Annotated in this window: 14 protein-coding genes; 6 read left to right on the top strand and 8 right to left on the bottom strand. The window is 63.8% G+C overall.

Annotation, left to right across the window (positions count from 1 at the left end; translation table 11 throughout):
• The 3 genes from CAK78_RS00170 to CAK78_RS00160 form a co-directional block, all read left to right on the top strand.
• Positions 1–170 (top strand): YgaP family membrane protein (locus CAK78_RS00170; protein ID WP_254924653.1); only part of this gene is annotated, 170 nt, incomplete at its 5' end.
• A 421-nt stretch (positions 171–591) separates the two neighbouring features.
• Positions 592–966 (top strand): hypothetical protein, encoded by a 375-nt coding sequence (locus CAK78_RS00165; RefSeq protein WP_094695978.1) that lies wholly within the window; start codon positions 592–594, stop codon positions 964–966.
• 197 nt (positions 967–1,163) lie between these two features.
• Entirely contained in the window at positions 1,164–1,892 is a 729-nt protein-coding gene (locus tag CAK78_RS00160; protein ID WP_094695977.1) for an MgtC/SapB family protein, read from the top strand.
• A 61-nt stretch (positions 1,893–1,953) separates the two neighbouring features.
• On the opposite strand, the gene CAK78_RS00155 is transcribed toward CAK78_RS00160, so the two are convergent.
• The 8 genes from CAK78_RS00155 to grpE form a co-directional block, all read right to left on the bottom strand.
• Entirely contained in the window at positions 1,954–2,964 is a 1,011-nt protein-coding gene (locus CAK78_RS00155; protein ID WP_094695976.1) for a substrate-binding domain-containing protein, read from the bottom strand.
• Positions 2,965–2,991: 27 nt separating this feature from the next.
• Positions 2,992–4,407, bottom strand: a complete 1,416-nt coding sequence (locus CAK78_RS00150; RefSeq protein WP_094695975.1) for a glycoside hydrolase family 32 protein — start codon at positions 4,405–4,407, stop codon at positions 2,992–2,994.
• Positions 4,407–5,771 (bottom strand): sucrose-specific PTS transporter subunit IIBC, encoded by a 1,365-nt coding sequence (locus CAK78_RS00145; protein ID WP_094695974.1) that lies wholly within the window; start codon positions 5,769–5,771, stop codon positions 4,407–4,409. Before CAK78_RS00145 ends, CAK78_RS00150 begins: the two co-directional genes overlap by 1 nt.
• A gap of 81 nt (positions 5,772–5,852) precedes the next feature.
• A complete protein-coding gene (locus tag CAK78_RS00140) occupies positions 5,853–6,809 on the bottom strand; it encodes an aminoimidazole riboside kinase (RefSeq protein ID WP_094695973.1) in 957 nt (318 codons plus the stop codon).
• A gap of 115 nt (positions 6,810–6,924) precedes the next feature.
• Positions 6,925–8,415: a carbohydrate porin gene (locus CAK78_RS00135; RefSeq protein WP_094695972.1), complete on the bottom strand. Its 1,491-nt coding sequence runs from the start codon at positions 8,413–8,415 to the stop codon at positions 6,925–6,927.
• A 263-nt stretch (positions 8,416–8,678) separates the two neighbouring features.
• Positions 8,679–9,800, bottom strand: coding sequence for a molecular chaperone DnaJ (gene dnaJ, locus CAK78_RS00130; RefSeq protein WP_094695971.1), 1,122 nt, complete (start codon positions 9,798–9,800; stop codon positions 8,679–8,681).
• A gap of 254 nt (positions 9,801–10,054) precedes the next feature.
• Positions 10,055–11,983 carry a molecular chaperone DnaK gene (gene dnaK, locus CAK78_RS00125; RefSeq protein WP_005303009.1) on the bottom strand — a complete coding sequence of 643 codons (1,929 nt, stop codon included), beginning with the start codon at positions 11,981–11,983 and terminating at the stop codon, positions 10,055–10,057.
• Between the two features lie 271 nt (positions 11,984–12,254).
• The gene (gene grpE, locus CAK78_RS00120; RefSeq protein ID WP_005303011.1) at positions 12,255–12,830 is read right to left on the bottom strand and encodes a nucleotide exchange factor GrpE; all 576 of its coding nucleotides are present in this window, start codon (positions 12,828–12,830) and stop codon (positions 12,255–12,257) included.
• 266 nt (positions 12,831–13,096) lie between these two features.
• On the opposite strand from grpE, the gene nadK reads away from it, so the two are divergent.
• The 3 genes from nadK (at position 13,097) to CAK78_RS00105 (ending at position 17,040) form a co-directional block, all read left to right on the top strand.
• Entirely contained in the window at positions 13,097–13,981 is an 885-nt protein-coding gene (gene nadK, locus CAK78_RS00115) for an NAD(+) kinase (protein ID WP_005303013.1), read from the top strand.
• A 148-nt stretch (positions 13,982–14,129) separates the two neighbouring features.
• Complete coding sequence (recN, locus tag CAK78_RS00110; RefSeq protein ID WP_094695969.1) at positions 14,130–15,794, top strand: DNA repair protein RecN; 1,665 nt, start codon at positions 14,130–14,132, stop codon at positions 15,792–15,794.
• Between the two features lie 352 nt (positions 15,795–16,146).
• Positions 16,147–17,040: a DHHA2 domain-containing protein gene (locus CAK78_RS00105; RefSeq protein ID WP_094695968.1), complete on the top strand. Its 894-nt coding sequence runs from the start codon at positions 16,147–16,149 to the stop codon at positions 17,038–17,040.
• Positions 17,041–17,166: the final 126 nt, after the last annotated feature.

The following is a 17,166-nucleotide window of genomic DNA, read 5'->3' as shown; positions in this document are numbered from 1 at the left end:
GAGTAAGAGTGGTCGCGGGCTGCATGTTGTTGCTGTCGCTGCTGCTCACCGCCTGGGTGCACCCCGGGTTTGTCTGGCTGAGCGTCTTTGTCGGGGTCAACCTGATCCAGAGCGCCTTCACCGGCTTCTGCCCGGCCGCGATGATCCTCAAACGGCTGGGGTTGAAATAGCGGCGCGCCAAGGTAGAGAAAAACCGGCCATCTGGGGTGGGATGAGGGGGCGGGGCATCTCGCCGCCCTCTCATGGCCATGGAGGTAGCCAGCCGGCCCCGATTATTGACAAACTTGTATCTAAATGTTGCTGAAAGGGAGTTGAGGCTTTACCTCACCGCTCTGGATGAGTACCATCTGGCCGTTCATCAACAGCGGAGACCATCAGTGGGCAACTCATCAAGTGACAGTTGTAGACCGACCCTCGTCGTCGGTACCCGGGTCGCGAGCTAGCCGCAGGTCTTCCTCTGCCGCATGCTCGCAGCCCTGCGAGAAGCGGAAATCCACTCCCCTCTTCTCTTTTTTACACTTGACGTCAGGTGACCTGGCTTTGCCATGACACCTTGCCTGCATAGTTTCTGCTTCCCACAAGGAGGCTGCTATGCGTTTTGTTTCAACCCTGTCCGTATCCAACCGGACTCACCCCCTGCTGAGCAGACTGGGCCGTGGCTTGTTGCCGCTCTGGCTGCGCGGCAAACCGCGCCAGCACCACTATCGGCTGCAGATCCGTTGCGAGGATCGGGCCGACATGGAGCAGGTGCTGGATCTGGTCAGCCACACCCTGCAACCGGCGGGCCTGCAACCCTTGCAGTCCCTGCGACCCGGTCGCAGCGGCGGGCGGGAGCTGGTGCTAAACCTGCACTGCACTCCGCCCCAGCGGCGTTATCTGGTGCAGTTCGTGCACCAGGTCGGTGTGCACCACCCGGTTCGCTGGGAGCTGCATCCGCGCCGTGACCTCGAGCCCACGCTCAATTGAGCCGATCGCCGTCATAACCGGGGCCAGCCATGCTGGCCCCTTTCAATCCAGTTCGCTACCCAGCCCGCCTGCATGGTCGGGCCGGGTTTTCCGTGCGTTTTTCGATGAGGTCATGGCCTTCACGCACGGCAATCTGGCAAGGGAACCCTCCCCTCGCCCGTCTTCAGGAAGGCCATCTGCAACAGAAGGAGTACGCCATGAAAATGTGGCAACAATTGGACATGCTTTCCCTGCTCGATACCCTGGCCAGCCTGCTGCTCGCCTTCGTACTCGGCAGTCTGGTGGGGCTGGAGCGCCAGTACCGCCAGCGTACCGCCGGTCTTCGCACCAATGTGCTGGTGGCGGTGGGCGCGGCCCTGTTCGTCAACCTGGCCCAGCGCATCTATGACCTGCACGGCGGCACCTACGGGGTAGTGCACGTAGTGGCCTACATCGTCTCCGGCATCGGTTTTCTCGGCGCCGGCGTCATCATGCGTGAGTCCGGCAACATCCGCGGCATCAACACCGCGGCCACCCTCTGGGGAGTCGCCGCGGTCGGCGCCGCCAGCGGGGCCGGGCTTGCCATGGAGGCGATCCTCGGCGCCCTCTTCGTGCTGGCCGCCAACACCCTGCTGCGCCCGCTGGTGAACCAGATCAACCGCCGTCCGGTGGACAACACAGACACCGAGGTGACTTACCGGGTGACCGCCCTTACCCAACGCGAACACCAGAAGGAGGTGCTGCACTGGCTGGAAGAGATGCTGGAGCAGGCCAACTACCCGCTGAGCGAGCTCGACATCGAGCCCTTCGGCGAGCGGGATCTGGAGATCTCGGCGGTGCTGCTGGCCACCTCCATCGATGGTGACGAGCTCGACGCCCTGATGGTGAAGCTCGGCATCCACCCCCACATCAAGCAGGTGTTCTGGCGCGCCAGTACCACGGATTGAGGCGAGCCCTCGCCCCACAGCAAAAAGCCCCGCACTGGCGGGGCTTTTTCATCTTTCCTGGTTAGCGACGGCTGCGCCAGCGCACCCTGGGGGGGATGACCTGGGCGGTCTGGGTGGGGGGATTGCCCGCAATAAGCTGTTGCATCAGTTCGAAGGCGGCGCGAGCCAGGGCCGGGCAATCCTGGGCCACCGAGTCGATGCGCATGGGGATGCAGTCGAGCAGGTCGTGATCGTCGAAGGTGCACAGCCGCATGCCCGTCTCCATCAGCCCCGCCTCGTTGAGGTAGCGCAGCACCCCCTCCAGCAGGGTGAAAGAGGCGGTGAAGAGCCCCTTGGGCGGCGCGCCGAGCTCGTCCACCAGCTCGGCCATCAACTGATAACCCGAGCTTGGCTGGTAGTCACGGTGGCGCACCCGGTCTGATGTGGCCTCCAGCCCGGCGCGGTGCAGCCCCAGCTCGTAGCCCGCCAGCCGGTGGCGGCTGGGGGAGAGATCCAGCAGGCCGCCGAAGTAGTAGATCTCCTCCCCGCAGCCGGCCGCCATGTCCTGCACCAGCTCGGCGGTGGCCTTGCAGGCATCCGAGATCACCATGGGCAGGCGCGACTCGCCGATGTGGCGGTCGAGCTGCACCACCGGCAGACGGTCGTGAATGCGAGCATAGATGTCGTCGCTGTGGCCGCTGGAGGCGACGATGAGGCCGTCCACCTGGCGGCTGATGAGGTTGTCCACCACCCGCTGCTCCAGGGTGGGGTCATCCTCGGAGCAGGCGATGAGCAGCTGGGTCCCCGCCTCTCGGCAGTGAGCCTCCAGGGCTCGGGCGATGCTGGCGAAACCGAAGTTGGTGAGGTCGGGGATCACCAGTCCCCAGGTGTAACTGCGCGTCTCCCGCAGGGAGCGGGCATGGATGCTCGGCTGGTAGTGGCACTCGTCCGCCACCGCCTGGATCCGCTTGCGAGTGTCGTCGGCGATGCGGTACTCCGCACTCTTGCCGTTGAGCACCAAGCTGGCGGTGGCCTTGGAGACCCCCGCGAGCGTGGCTATCTGGGCAATCGTGATCCGTTTCTTCTTCTCCACCTGACCTCCCGGCAAACTGACACCGGGCTATTGTACAAGGCAGGCCGCCAGCGGCCAGTGATCGAGGCAAATTTTGCTGTCGTCACTGTCACAACGTGCGGAAAGTATTGGGTTTTCACCGGGGAAATAGCGGGTAGACAGGGTCTGGCGGCCGCCATCCACGAAACACTCCAGGCTGGAGCGATCGCACAAGAGGGTGATCTTGCCACCCTGCCAGGGGCAGCATCGCTCCTCCCACTCCCCGCTCTGCCAGTTCTGGCGGCGCAGGACAAGGCGTCCCGGCTGCCACACCAGCTCGGCCACGGCGCCGAACCCGAGGCGCCCCTCCCCGCTCAAGACCAGGTCCAGCCAGGCCGAGTCGATGGCCAGGGCAGGCAGCTCGCCCGGCGCTCCCTCGAAGCGAGTTTGCTCTCCCTTAAGGGCCGAGATCTCCGCCACCGGCCGCTGGCAGAGCCAGTCGTCATGCCAGAGCAGCTCCCGCGGGCAGCTCATCTGGTGGATCCAGCCATGCTCGAGGGTAGGCTGGCTCATCTCGTTCTCCTCCGGCAACCCCAGCCATGCGAACAGCAGGCGGCGCCCCTGGTTGTCCAGGGTGGTCTGGGGGGCGTAGAACTCGAAGCCTCGGTCCAGCTCGTGGAAGGCCCCGTGCTCGAACTGTGTGCCATCGAAGTCGCCCGCCAGCCAGCCACACTGGTAGAGGTTGCGATAATTCTCCCCTTGGGGTGCTATGCCCTGAGGGCAGCTGATCAGCACATGGTAATCCGCCAGAGGGAAGAGGTCCGGGCACTCCCACATATAACCGAACTCACCGAGGCCCCCGCGCCCGCTGCCGGCAATGGTGCCCACCAGCGTCCAGGCCTCCAGGGTGTCGCCGCGATAGAGCAGCACCTCCCCCCGATCGTCCAGGGTGCGGGCCCCCAGCACCATCAGCCACTGCCGGCCGTCGTGCCACACCTTGGGGTCGCGCACGTGGCCGCTGTAGCCTGCGGGCAATTCCAGCACGGGCCCCAGCTTCGCAAAGCCGCCCTCACCGTCGGCGCGGGCCAGGCACTGGTAGGCAGTGCGGCTGCCGTCCGGGTACTTGACGTTGCCGGTGTAGATGAGAGTCAGGCGCCCCTGCTCGTCGCTCACCGCCGAGCCAGAGTAGCAGCCGCTCTGCTCGTAGGGCTCGATGGGCAGCAGCGCCACCGGCTCATGCTGCCAGTGCAGCAGATCGGCGGAGGTAACGTGACCCCAGCCCTTGTTGGCGTGTGCGCAACCCAGCGGGTTCCACTGGTAGAAGAGATGGTAGCGCCCGCCGTGCTCGATAAAACCGTTGGGATCGTTGAGCAGCCCCACCGGGGCTGCCAGGTGCCAACGGGGCCGATGGGGATCGGCCGCTGCCTTGAGCTGGCCGGCCAACAGGGACCGGACAACCTGTTTGAGGAGATGGCTTTCCTTCATCACTCCACCTTGTACTTGAGCAGGTAGGAGGCGGCGAAAGCGGCGCCAAAGGCGATCACCAGGCCGATGACGTAGTGGATGAGGCTCATGGGCTGGACGATGGCCATGCCCGGAATGCCGGTCAGGCCCACCGCCGTCATGCCCACCTTGGCCGCCACCACGTAGGCGCCGCCGCAGGCCCCGCCAAACAGGCCGGCCAGGAAGGGCTTGATGTAGCGCAGGTTGACCCCGAAGATGGCCGCCTCGGTGATACCGAGCAGGCAGGACATGGCCGCCGGCACGGTGATGGCCTTGATCTTCACATCCCGGGTCTTGAAATAGACAGCGAGACAGGCACCACCCTGGGCCACGTTGGCCATGGCCCAGATGGGCAGCAGGAAGTTGACGCCGATGGCCGGGTTCGCCAGCAGGCCCGCCTCGATGGCGTGGAAGCTGTGGTGGATGCCGGTGATGACGATCAGCGAATAAGTCCCGCCAAACACCAGGCCCGCCAGCCAGCCTGCCTGCTCATAGAGGGCACTCAGGCCGAAGGAGATGCCATCCCCCAGCACCCGCCCGGCGGGGCCGATGAAGAGCAGCGCCACGAAGCCGGTGATGATGACAGTCAAAAACGGCGTGAGGATGAGATCCAGGGCATCGGGGACGCGCCTTCTCAGCTGCTTCTCCAGGTGGGACATGAACCAGACCGCCAAGAGCACCGGGAAGACGGTGCCCTGATAACCGATCATGGCCACGTCCAGTCCGAAGAAGTCCATGGTCTTGAAGCCCCCCGCCACGCCCCAGGCGTTGGTCAGGGCCGGGTGGGTGAGAATGCCCCCAAGGGTCGCCCCCAGATAGGGGTTGCCGCCGAATTCGCGCGCCGCGGTGAAGCCGATGAGGATCGGCAGGATGACAAAAGCCGCCGAGCTGAACATGTCCAGCATGATGAACAGCGCGCTGTCGGCGTTGACCCAGCCATAGGTGCGCACCATGCCGAGCAGCCCCATCAGCAGGCCGGAGGCGACGATGGCCGGAATGATGGGCACGAAGATGTTGGAGAGGGTCCGCGCCAGACGCTGGGCCACGTTGAGCTTGGCCGTCGCCAGGTCGGTCAGCTCCGCCTTGCTGGCGGTGCCGGTCCCGGTCAGGGCCACGAACTCCGCATAGACCTTGTTGACCAGGCCGGTGCCGAAGATCACCTGGATCTGGCCGGCGTTGCTGAAGCACCCCTTGACCCCGTCCAGCTTGTCGATGGCGGCCTTGTTCACCTTGCTGTCGTCCGCCAGCACCAGCCGCAGCCGGGTGGCGCAGTGGGCGGCGCTGACGATGTTCTCCTTGCCCCCGAGCAGGGGCACCAGATCCTTGGCTATCGCACTGATATTCATATTCTTCCTCTTATGGCCCGCCGTCGGCAGGCCCGTGTCACATGAGAGTTGGGTCTGTCGACCCGCGGTTCTAGCCGCGGATCAACAGCCGCTTGCGCCTGATCGCAAAAAGGCATCCAGTTCGGTGCGACTCGGCAGCGCCGTCATCGCCCCCTTGGCGGTGGTAGCCAGCGCCCCGCAGCCGTGGGCCCGGGCCAGGATGGCGGGCAGCTCATCCAGAGCGGGCAGCGAGGTCCGTTCGGCCAAGGCCGCCAGCAGACCGGCAACGAAGGCATCCCCCGCCCCCGTGGTATCGAGCGGGGTCACCTTGGGCCCCACCCACTCCAGCAGCTCACCGCCGAGACGAGCCACCACGCCCCCCGCCCCCCGGGTCACCAGCACCAGGGGCGGGCCTGAAAGGGTGGCGAGCCCCGCTGCCAGATCAATCTGACCACTCAGCTGCTGCAACTCTTCGACCGAGAGCTTGACCACATCCGCCAGGGCGATGGCCTCGCGCACCACAGGCAGCATCTCGGCGGGGTTGCCCCACACCTCGGGCCTCAGGTTGGGGTCGAAGCAGACCCGGCCACCTGCCGTCTTGATGGCCGCCATGGCTTGCAGGCAACTGCCACGCACCGGCTCGTTGGCGAGCGCGATGGAGCAGGTGAGCAGCCACTCCCCGGCCTGGAAGACCGGCAGATCGGCGGGGGTCAGGAACTGATCCGCGCTGGGTCTCACCATAAAGGTAAAGCTGCGCTCCCCTGCCTCATCGAGCTCCACCAGCACCGTGCTGGTGCGATGGGCCGGCTCCTGGATCAAGTGACGGGTGTCGACCCCTTCGCTGGCCAGGGTGTCGGCCATAAAGCGGCCGAAGGGGTCGGCGCCGATCCGGCCAATAAAGGCCGACTCACCACCGAGCCGGGCCACCCCGACCGCCACGTTGGCCGGCGCGCCCCCCGGACATCTGAGGTAGTGCTGCTCCCCTTCCGGGATCAAGTCCACCACCGCATCCCCCATTACCCACACACGATTCGTCACCTTGCTACTCCACTGCTGCATCGGATCGACTGTCAAACCCGGACTCTGTTTTGTTGGCTGGCATTATCCGCTAAACCGTTTTAGCTAACCAACAGATCCCGACGCCGGCTGCCATTTTTGTGATCGGGATAACGAACTAGAACCAGGTTTCCATCTGCACGCCGAAGTTCCACTCGCCCCCGGCGGTGAAGTTGCTCTGGCCCATGGCATCGGTGCTGGCGTAGTGGTCGAGCTCGGAGGACCAGTCCATCCAGGTGGCGAATACCCGAAGCTCGGGCCGCTCGAAGAAGCCGGCGGTCTGCGCCTTGAAGGTGGGGGCGAAGGTGAGCTTGGTGAAGTTTCCCTGCACCGCCTGGCGACCCTGATAGCCCTTGGGATCGAGATCCATGTACTGCCAGCTCGCCTCGTAGACCAGCTCGACGTTCTGGCTCAGGATCTGCTCGACCCTGCCGTTGAGCGTGGCCCAGCGGTACTCGTCACCCTTCACGTAGCGATCCTGGCTCTGCTCGGCCAGCAGGGCCGGCGCCAGGCGCCATTGGCTGCCGAGATCCGTGGTGCCGAACAGCGCAAGCCGCACCGCGTCCGCATCCGGCAGCAGCTCGCTCTCCGAGCCCAGCCCCTTGACCTGAGCCCCCAGGCCGTGGCCGTACAAGAGGGCCACCTTGCTCATGCCAGGGCGCAACCCGAAGAAGCTGTCGGCGTGATAGGCCAGCAGGGTGTGTACCCCCTTGTCAGCCGCCGCGCTCCCCTTGCCGTCGTCGTTGATGCGGGCGTCGTTGTCCTTGGCAGACAGACCGTTGATCATCCACTGCCAGTTGCCGACGCGGTTGTTCATGGTGAGGATGTAGCTCTCGATGTCGGAGAGGCCGCTCGCGCTGATGTCGCCGTAGTCGCGCCCGTAGAGGGAGAAGTTCGCCTTCCAGCTGTCGGCCAGCTGCACGTCGTAGACGCCGCCGCCAGTGCCGGCCAGGAACACCACGTCCGAGTCGAGCCAGTGGATGTCGAAGTTGTCCCGGTCAAAGCGCTTGCCCGCCCACAGCACAGCATGCTTGAAGGGACCGTCGAAGCTCGCCAGATCGCCGATCTCGGCAAACACCTGGCGGGTGTTGAGGCTGGAATCGCTGGCGGTCCAGTCGTTGCTGGTCTCTACTCCGTCTGCCAGCATCAACTTGTAGCGGGCCCAGCTGCCATCGGCGAAGGTCTGGGTCTTCAGCAGGTTAGCCTCCATGTAGGTGTCATCCTCGTTGCCAAGACGACCCACGGCGCCACCCACCGAGCCGGCCGGGGTGATGTAGGGGCCGCCGCGACCGCCGTTGCCATTGCCGTTGACCAGCAGGCCCGAGCGGGCATAGCCGTGGAACTCAAAACCCTGGGCCCCGGCGGTCTGCTTGTCCACCTTCTCGCTCTGGGCCTTGGCCACCACGGCCGTCTCGCGGGCTTCGTTTGCCTTGCTCTGGGCCTCATCGGCCCGTGCTTCAGCGGCGGTGGCGCGCGCCTCGGCCGCCTGCACCCGTGCCTCCAGCGCCGCCAGACGGGCCTCGATACCGCCATCCGCCGCCCACAGCGGGCTGCTCATCCCCAATCCCAGCGCTACCGCCAGCGCCAACTTGTGCTTGCACATCGTCATCGTCCTCACCTGTCATCTGTCGCCCGGTTGGGCCTGTTGTTATCGATGACGAGAGCATAGCTAAACCAATTTAGCTAACTCAATACACAAGCTAAACCGTTTCAGCTCAAGTGTGAGCGGGATAACATTCGTACAGCAGGAACTGGCGGAAATTGTGAGGAAGATCCCTCATCGGGATCCACTCAATAGGCGGGGATCTTGCTAAAGCTGGGGCAAAAAAAGAGCCGGCACAGGGCCGGCTCTTTTTATCTGGGTCGCGAACATCAGCTGGTCAGATCGTCGAAGAAGCGTTTCACCCCTTCGAAGAAGCCTTCCGATTTCGGCTTGTGGGTCTTGGCGGCGGCACCGCTGAAGGATTCGTCCAGCTGGCGCAGCAGCTCTTTTTGCTGCTCGGTCAGCTTGACCGGGGTCTCCACCACCACCTTGCACATCAGATCCCCCACCTGGCCGGAGCGTACGGACTTGACGCCCTTGCCCCGCATGCGGAACATCTTGCCGGTCTGGGTCTCAGGAGTGACCTTGAGCTTGACCCGGCCATCCAGGGTCGGTACTTCGATCTCGCCACCCAGGGCTGCCGCGGTGAAGCTGATGGGCACTTCGCAGTAGAGATTGTTGCCGTCACGCACGAAGATCTCGTGCTCCTTGACGTGTACCTGTACGTACAGATCGCCCGCCGGTGCGCCGGCTTCCCCCGCTTCCCCTTCGCCAGAGAGGCGGATGCGATCGCCGGTGTCGACGCCAGCCGGGATCTTGACCGACAGGGTCTTGGTCTTCTGGTAGCGCCCCTCGCCATGGCACTTGCGGCACGGATCCTTGATGATCTTGCCGCGGCCGTGACAGTGGGGGCAGGGTTGCTGCACTGCAAAGAAGCCCTGACGCATCTGCACCTGGCCGGAGCCGTGGCAGGTCGGGCAGGTCTGGGCAGAGCTGCCGGTGTGGGCACCGGAGCCGTTACACACTTCACAGTGGACCAGGGTCGGTACCTTGATCTCCTTGGAGACCCCGCGCACCGCCTCTTCCAGGGTCAGCTCCATGGTGTAGCGCAGGTCGGAGCCACGGGCCGGGCCGCGACGGCCACCACCACGGCTGCCACCGAAAATATCGCCAAACACGTCGCCGAAGATGTCGCCGAAATCGGCGCCACCGCCACCCTGGCTCTGATCCACGCTGGCGTGGCCGTACTGGTCATAGCGGGCACGCAGGTTGGCATCGGTCAGGATCTCGTAAGCTTCCTTGACCTCTTTGAACTTCTCTTCGGCACCGGCATCCCCCTGATTGCGATCAGGGTGATACTTCATGGCCAGACGCTTGTACGCCTTCTTGATCTCGCGCTCGTCGGCATCTTTCGATACCCCCAGCACTTCGTAGAAATCGCGCTTCGACATACTTATCCTGTTGCTATATCAGCAGTTACGCAGACGGGCGTTGGTCACCCAACGCCCGTAAATTCATTGACGAATCTGCTCACACTCTTACTACGAAGCCGTGATCAAGGCTCATGTGCTGCTCGGAATCCTCATGTATTCACATACACTCCGGTTCCTGCGCTGCTCTTTACCTTGCTGACGGCCTCTCGTGACAGACCGTGAACAGATTCTGAGCCGATGGGCGAAGCGGACTTCGCCCATCTGGGTCGGGCTTATTTCTTGTCGTCTTTCACTTCTTCGAACTCGGCGTCGACCACGTCGTCGTCAGCCTTGGCGGAAGAGGAGGACTGACCGGCATCAGCACCGGCGGCGCCTTGCGCCTGAGCCTGCTGCTGGGCAATCTCCATCAGCTTCTGGGACGCTTCCAGCAGTGCCTGCTGCTTGGCCTCGATAACGGCCTTGTCGTCGCCCTTGATGGCAGTTTCCAGCTCGCTCAGTGCAGCTTCGACCTTGGTCTTGTCGTCGGCAGGCAGGGCTTCACCGGCTTCGGTAACCTGCTTGCGCACGGAGTGGACCAGACCATCAGCCTGGTTGCGGGCCTGCACCAGCTCTTCGAACTTCTTGTCCTCGGCCGCGTTGGCTTCGGCTTCGCGTACCATGCGCTCGATCTCGTCATCAGACAGACCAGAGGAGGCCTGGATGGTGATCTTCTGCTCCTTGTTGGTCTCCTTGTCTTTGGCGGAGACGTGCAGGATGCCGTTGGCGTCGATGTCGAAGGTCACTTCGATCTGCGGCAGACCACGCGGTGCCGGACGGATGCCTTCCAGGTTGAACTGGCCCAGGGACTTGTTGTCGCTGGCGCGCTTGCGCTCACCCTGCAGCACGTGAATGGTCACGGCAGACTGGTTGTCTTCGGCAGTGGAGAACACCTGGGACTTCTTGGTCGGGATGGTGGTGTTCTTCTCGATCAGCGCAGTCATCACGCTGCCCATGGTTTCGATACCCAGGGAGAGCGGGGTAACGTCCAGCAGCAGTACGTCGGTCTTGTCACCGGACAGCACGGCACCCTGGATGGCAGCACCCATGGCCACGGCTTCGTCCGGGTTGACGTCTTTGCGCGGCTCTTTGCCGAAGAACTCGGCAACGGTCTTCTGAACCAGCGGCATACGGGTCTGACCACCCACCAGGATGACGTCGTCGATCTCGCCAACAGCCAGACCGGAGTCTTTCAGGGCGACACGAACCGGCTCCAGAGAGTCCTTCACCATGTCTTCCACCAGGGATTCCAGCTTGGCGCGGGTCACCTTGATGTTCATGTGCTTCGGACCGGTGGCATCGGCAGTGATGTACGGCAGGTTGACGTCGGTCTGCTGGGCGGAAGAGAGCTCGATCTTGGCTTTCTCGGCGGCATCTTTCAGACGCTGCAGGGCCAGCTGGTCGTTGCGCAGGTCGATGCCCTGCTCACGCTTGAACTCGTCAACCAGGTAGTTGATGACGCGGTTGTCAAAGTCTTCACCACCCAGGTGGGTGTTACCGTTGGTCGCCAGTACTTCGAAGGTGGTCTCGCCTTCCACTTCGTCGATCTCGATGATGGAGATATCGAAGGTACCGCCACCCAGGTCATAGACGGCAACCTTGCGCTCGCCCTTGACCTTGTTGACGCCGTAGGCGAAAGCCGCGGCAGTCGGTTCGTTGATGATGCGTTTTACATCCAGACCGGCGATGCGACCGGCATCTTTGGTGGCCTGACGCTGGGCGTCGTTGAAGTAGGCCGGTACAGTGATGACCGCTTCGGTGACCGGCTCGCCCAGGTAGTCTTCGGCGGTCTTCTTCATCTTTTTCAGCACTTCGGCAGAGATCTGCGGCGGTGCCATTTTCTTGCCTTTCACCTCGACCCAGGCGTCACCGTTGTCGGCCTTGGCGATGGCGTACGGCATGATTTTCAGGTCACGTTGTACTTCGTCATCTTCGAAACGACGGCCGATCAGACGCTTGATGGCGAACAGCGTGTTCTTCGGGTTGGTGATGGCCTGACGCTTGGCCGGCTGACCAACCAGGATTTCGCCGTCATCGGCATAGGCAATGATGGACGGAGTAGTACGGTCGCCTTCCGCGTTCTCGATCACGCGAGCATGGTCGCCATCCAGAATAGCGACGCAGGAGTTGGTAGTACCCAGGTCAATACCGATGATTTTACCCATTTGACGAATCTCCAAATACTTTGAATAAACTGGCGAGGGGCTCGCCTTAATGCGTTAACGGCTAGGTGGGGCCTGCCAATCTGGCTTTCAAGCTCCCGGCATCAAATTTTTTGTGCCGCCGTGGCCTTGCATCCTATATGGGGTCGCAAGTGGCCACTTCAAGCCCCGCCCTGCAAAAACCCCACCTTTTGTCATGGCCGGGCCATGACGCACCTCAGGGATACACAACAAAAAGCCCGCCAAGCGGCGGGCCTGGGCATCAAGCACCGACTCAGTCGACGGCCTTGGATACCATGACCATGGCCGGACGGATCACGCGACCGTTCAGCTCGTAGCCTTTCTGCATCACGGCGATGACGGTGTTCGGCGCCACGTCGGCACTCGGCACCATGCTCATCGCCTGGTGGGCGTTGGGGTCAAACGGCTGGTTGGTCGGATCCAGCGCCGCCAGACCGAACTTGGCCACGCCGCTCTGCATGGATTTCAGGGTCAGCTCGACCCCTTCGATCATCGGCTTGAGGGCGTCGTTTTCCTTGTCGGCCAGCTCGATGGCGCGCTCCATGTTGTCCAGCACCGGCAAGAGCTCGGCGGCGAACTTCTCCAGCGCGAACTTGTGCGCCTTCTCCACGTCCTGCGCCGCGCGACGACGCAGGTTCTCCATCTCGGCGACGGCACGAATGGCGCGCTCGCGCTCTTCGGCAGAGGCTTGCTGGGCAGCTTCCAGCTGCGCCTCCAGCTCGGCAATGCGGGCCTGCTCGGCTGTCACTTCACTGTCTACATCGGTCGGCTCGACTGGCTGGGCTTCCACTTGCTCCATCGCTTCAACCTTTTGTTCTTCGTGGTTCATGACATCTCCAATTGCGGGTTACTTATGAGGGCCCGCTCTCCGGTGGCGCGACCGGACGGCAACGGGCCGACTATGTTGGCGTTATTATGGGGATGGATCCCCGGCTTTCAAGGGGAAAAGGGTGCCATTATCGCCAAGAGCGTGCAGCGACAGGCAATTTTCGGCCTTTTCCCGCCCCATGGCGCAAGCAGGCACGCCGGCAGCAGACAAATCCCCCCCAAAGCGCGGTATACTCCCCCCAATACTCATCCCAGACCCGACAGACCATGGATTCTCCGTTCAAAACCATCGCCCTGATTGGCAAGCCCCACCACGAAGGGGCCAACCAGACCCTGACCGGCCTGCATCAATACCTGACCACCCGCGGTTTTCGGGTGCTGGTAGAGAGCCGGGTGGCCCACGCCCTCGGCATCATGGACGAGAACGTGATGGATCTGGTGCAACTGGGCCAGCAGGCGGATCTCGCCATCGTGGTCGGTGGTGATGGCAACATGCTGGGCGCCGCCCGGGTGCTGTCGCGCTTCGACGTGGCGGTGATCGGGGTGAACCGGGGCAACCTCGGCTTTCTCACCGATCTCTCGCCGCAGGATTACCTGCTGCCGCTGGAGCAGGTGCTGTGCGGCCACTACAAGAGCGAGCATCGCTTCCTGCTGGAGGCGGCGGTCTATCGCCACGGCGAGCGCAAGTCCAACAACCTGGCGGTCAACGAGGCGGTGCTGCACCCGGGCAAGATTGCCCACATGATCGAGTTCGAGGTCTACATCGATGGCAGCTTCATGTACAGCCAGCGCTCGGACGGCATCATAGTGGCCACCCCCACCGGCTCCACTGCCTACTCATTGTCGGCGGGCGGCGCCATCCTCACCCCCAAGCTCAACGCCATCACACTGGTGCCCATGTTCCCGCACACCCTGAGCAGCCGCCCCATCGTGCTGGACGCCGACAGCGAAGTGCGGCTGCTGGTCTCACCGGACAATCAGGACGACGCCATGCAGGTGAGCTGCGACGGTCAAGTGACCCTGGCGGTCCACCCGGGGGACGAGATCCTCATCAAGAAGAGCAGCCACAAGCTGCATCTGGTGCATCCGCTCGATTACAGCTACTTCCACGTGCTGCGCAACAAGCTCGGCTGGGGCAGCAAGCTGTTCTGATCCCCAGCCCTGCACTCCCTGTTCCTCACAAAACGGCCCCTGACACGGGCCGCTTTGCATTCCGTCCTGCGGCGACATCTTTACTGTATGAAAAACCAGTATATACTGGATGCATACACAGTAATGTTGGCCCATACAGGATGAGACCATGCTGACCCAGCTGACCGTCAACAACTTCGCCATCGTCAAGTTTCTCGAACTCGATCTGCAACCGGGCATGACCTGCATCACGGGTGAGACCGGGGCGGGCAAATCCATCGCCATCGACGCCCTGGGCCTGTGCCTGGGGGAACGTGCCGAAGCCGGCATGGTGCGACCGGACAGTGACAAGAGCGAGGTCAGCGCCCGCTTCCTGCTGGACGGCAACCCGGCCGCTCGCGCCTGGCTCGCCACCAACGAGCTGGAAAACGAAGGGGAGTGTATCGTGCGACGGGTCATCTCCGCCGAGGGGCGCTCGCGCAGCTACATCAACGGCGTGCCCGTGCCCCTCACCCAGCTCAAGAACCTGGGCCAGCTGCTGGTCAACGTCCATGGCCAGCATGCCCACCAGATGCTGCTCAAACCCGATTACCAGCTCGCCCTGCTCGATGGCTACGCCGGCCACCATCTGCTGCTCGATGAGGTGCGCCGCCACTACCAGCAGTGGCGCCAGCTGCAAAACGAGCTCAACCGGCTCAAGGCCGAGCAGCAGCAGCGGGAGGCCCGCCGCCAGCTCATCGAGTACCAGGTGCAGGAGCTCGATGAATTTGCCCTGCAACCGGGGGAGTTTGAAGAGATTGAAGAGGAGCATCAGCGCCTGGCCAATGGCACCGAGCTGATGCAGGAGTGCGGCGCCTGTCTGGATCTGCTCTATGACAACGAGGAGGCCACCATCGCCGGCCTGCTGCAGACCGTCGTCGACCGGGCCGAGGGGCTGGTTGCCATGGACAGCCGGCTGGGCGATGTGCTCGGCATGCTCAACGAGGCCCTGATCGGGGTGCAGGAGAGCCACAGCGAACTGCGCAGCTACCTGGACCGGTTGGAGCTGGATCCAGAGCGCTTCAACGAGCTGGAGAGCCGCCTCTCCAAGGCCATCAACCTGGCCCGCAAGCACCACGTCAAACCGGCCGAGCTGGCCCTGTACCATCAGGAGCTGGCCGCAGACCTCGCCCGCCTCAACTCAGACGAGGAACGGCTGGAGGGGATGGAAGACGAACTGGCCGAGGCCCGGCAGGCCTTCGTGCAGGCCGCCGAGGCCCTGAGCCAGAGTCGCCAGCGCTATGCCGAGGAGCTCGGCGCCAAGGTGAGTGCCAGCATGCACGAGCTGGCGATGCCGGACGGCCGCTTCGCCATCGAGGTGCGCCCCGATGCCCAGAGCAGCCTCTCGCCCCTTGGCATCGATCGGGTGGAGTTTATGGTCACCACCAACCCGGGCCAGCCGATCCAGCCGCTCGGCAAGGTGGCCTCCGGCGGCGAACTGTCGCGCATCAGCCTTGCCATCGTGGTGATCAGCGCCCGCAAGATCTCGACGCCGACCCTTATCTTCGACGAGGTGGATGTGGGGATCAGCGGCCCGACAGCGGCCGTGGTTGGTCGCCTGCTGCGCCAGCTGGGGGATTCCACCCAGGTGATGGTGGTCACCCACCTGCCCCAGGTGGCGGGCAAGGGGCACCAGCACATGGTGGTGAGCAAGCACACCGACGGCAAGACCACCGAGACCCAGATGCAGGCACTGGATCAGAGTGCCCGTCTCAACGAGCTGGCCCGTCTGCTGGGGGGCGATCAGATCACCGACAACACCCTGGCCAACGCCCGCGAACTGCTGGCCTGCTGAGGTCGGCTCCCGTTTCTCCCCGGTGATCCCGGCGGTCGAACCGCCGGTTTTCCCTTCTGCTCTCGGCCTTACGCTGCGCACCATATGCGACCGTCATGACACGCGCCCACTCATCAACACCCTCACCGGTAGCCGGTAGCCGGTAGCCGGTAGCCGGTAGCCGGTAGCCGGTAGCCGGTAGCATGATAATTCCCACGCGTCGCTACATACCCTGGCCTTGTTGCCCCGCCGGTTGCCAGCAAGGCGGGCGGCGCCTAGAGTGAAACCGGTCGGGGCATGCCCTACCTTCATTTTTTGCCGGCACGCCTGCGCCGACTATCTTGGGCGTGCCACCAACTGCAGGAACACCGCCATGCTCCACGTGTTTGGCCACAAGAGTCCCGATAGCGACAGCATCTGTACCGCCCTGGTGGCTGCCGACTGGCTCAATCGCCAGGGCCGCCCTGCCCAGGCCTATGCCCTTGGCGAACCCATCGCCGAAACCCGCTTCATTCTGGAAACCGCCGGCGTCGCCGCCCCGCCCCTGCTGCAGGGCAGCGTGGCCAACAAAGAGGTGTTCCTGGTGGATTTCAGCGAGCTGGAGCAGGGGCCGGAGGGGCTGGCTGAGGCCGACGTGCAGGGCCTCATCGATCACCACCGCATCGGCACCCTCATTACCCGTGGACCGCTCGATGCCTGGATCCGGGCCGTGGGCTGCAGCGCCACCGTGCTGCTGGAGCTGATGGGTTACCATACCCTCTCCCGCGCCCAGGCTCGCCTGCTGCTGGGGGCCATCATCAGCGATACCTTCAGCCTCACCTCGCCCACCACCACGGCGCGCGATCGCGCCGCCGTCCATGCCCTGCTACCGCTGGCGGATCTGGCGCTGGAGCCCTTCGCCCAGACCCTGCTGGAGCGCCGCACCCAGCTCGGAGATGCCCCCATGGCCGAGCTGCTCACCGCCGACGAGAAGGCATACCAGATAGCCGGCTACCAGCTCTATGTCAGCCAGATCTGCGTGATGGATCCGGGTCAGCTGCACAGCCGGCAGGCAGAGCTGGAACAGGCCATGCAACTGCGGCTGGCAGAGGATGGGCTGGATGCCTATGTTCTGATGTTGACCGACCTGGCTCAGGGGGGCAGCCAGCTCCATTTCGCCAGCAACGGCATCCTGCCCGCCCACCCCATCCAGCTCATTGGCGCCGTCAGTCGCAAGAAAGAGGGGCTGCCCTGGCTGACGAGCTATCTGGCGGGCAAGCCACTCTGACCCGGCGAGTCCCGCTTCACGCCGGACTCGCCGTTCTGCTCACCCGCCCCGCCCTCTCTCTTGTTACCTTGCCATTTGCCCGCCAATGCCGCCCGTCATGGCTCCAATGAGGAGCCAATGCTTGGG

Source organism: Aeromonas sp. A35_P (genome assembly GCF_002259925.1).
Taxonomy (GTDB): domain Bacteria; phylum Pseudomonadota; class Gammaproteobacteria; order Enterobacterales; family Aeromonadaceae; genus Aeromonas; species Aeromonas dhakensis.
The sequence above is the reverse complement of the archived record's forward strand: the minus strand, read 5'-3'. Positions and strand labels throughout refer to the sequence as shown.